Below are 1,600 nucleotides of genomic sequence, written 5' to 3' on the forward strand. Positions count from 1 at the left end.
ATTCCCATCAGCAATTTTCACAAATAAGGGAATATCCCCATCACTGGTACAGATTAAATCTATGATAAATTGTTTTAAGTCAGGTCGATGGTCGCGGGAATAGCCGTGGCTAATTTTTATGGGTATAGGTTTTGGTTCTTTCCCGGTTATTTCTACTGTTACTGATTCGGATAAATATTTGCCATGAAGATGAAATGAATCCTTTGGCGCTCATCTTGAGTAGAAATACTCATGAGTTTTGACCCTTTTTCTGGTTTGACTCTCCCTTGTGACAGTTGAGGGTGCGGAATGTGGGTTCAATTACTCCCGGCTTTCTTGCTCCCTCATCTTGGAGTACATAAAGCTCAGGTTCAATTGTCTCACTCGGATTAACGCGGCGGTATCCTTTCGCCCATCCAGGTGGAATAGGAATGAAATAAGCCTCTCCAGGATTCGGATCTGGATACATTACCTTCGCAAGTTTTCCTGCCTCAATCATAGCTCTATGGGATAACCACTTACCCGAACCTCCTTGCATCCTTGCATTATTAGCTAGTGTTTGATCGGGAATAGACGGATCGTGTCCCTTTGCAGTATGCTGTAACCCAAGCTGATTGAGAACACCTTGTCTGTAAGGCTTGCTCCCTTTAATTATCCCTTCTTCGGTGTAGTCAAAAGTGACTATCTTCCCGGAAACCAATTCTTCTGTAGGGTTAAATGTGGCTTTTACAGAAAATTGATTGTCACTCTTATCCACCTGGATTTTCTTGAATCCGTAGCGAAGCTTTAGCCAAGTCATTACTGCATAAAAGCCGATCCTGCCCAGTCCTTTATTTAGCTTTTGCCTTAGTGCCTGTCGCGCTTGTTCAAATGCACGTTGCCATTTTTCTCGCTTCCTAAGCTCCTGCTCTTCGTTGCTTCGGTTATGATTATCCTCTCTTCCTTTCCCCTTATCCCCCTTCTTCTTCCCAAAAAACTTATCCTTAACCTTACCCAACTTACCCTTAATCTTACTCCCAATCTTAGCCGCAATCTCCCGCACTTTAGCCGCCACTTTACTAGCCGCCCCACGCAACCGCTTCAACAACCAATTCGCCACAAAATCAATCACCACCACACCAGCCGCCGCCACTGCTGCACCAAAGGGAGGTCCAGCTTGCCCGGTTTTCACTGCTTTCAAAAACGCCATAAAGCGCTCGAATGCCTGTAAAATCCGACTAGCTGTACCCCAAGCTGCTTGCAATCCTTCAATAATTAGCATTACTGTACCCGCAGCAGGTACTATCATTGATACGACTTTTTCGATTAATATTGAAATCAAGACAGCGGGAATTGCCGATTTAATTCCCTCCCAAGCCATTTTACTGACTTCAGTTACATTAATTCCTCCCTGTTTGAGGACGTTCCAAACTGTCATCCCCAAACCTAAAACTTCCTCTACTTTCTGAGAAAACCATTCTTTGACAGCGGTTTGAAAAGAACCCCAGAAATGATTTTTAATCCCATCTGTTGCCCCAGCACCCAAGTTACTTAACCATTGGACTGGATTACCTGAAATGTCTTTAACTATAGCAACCGCCAAGGCGGTTATGGTGTAAAGTTAGAGTAGTCCCTTCTGCTG

Annotated in this window: 1 protein-coding gene and 1 pseudogene; both read right to left on the reverse strand. The window is 44.1% G+C overall.

All coding sequences use genetic code 11. The features are described from left to right. A pseudogene (locus NJ959_RS30915) lies at window positions 1-198 on the reverse strand (IS1634 family transposase); the annotation flags it as partial. 31 nt (window positions 199-229) lie between these two features. Then, entirely contained in the window at window positions 230-1,561 is a 1,332-nt protein-coding gene (locus tag NJ959_RS29290; RefSeq protein ID WP_254015282.1) for a phage tail family protein, read from the reverse strand. Between the last annotated feature and the right edge of the window lie 39 nt (window positions 1,562-1,600).

This window comes from Limnofasciculus baicalensis BBK-W-15, assembly GCF_024178385.1.
Classification (GTDB): domain Bacteria; phylum Cyanobacteriota; class Cyanobacteriia; order Cyanobacteriales; family Coleofasciculaceae; genus Limnofasciculus; species Limnofasciculus baicalensis.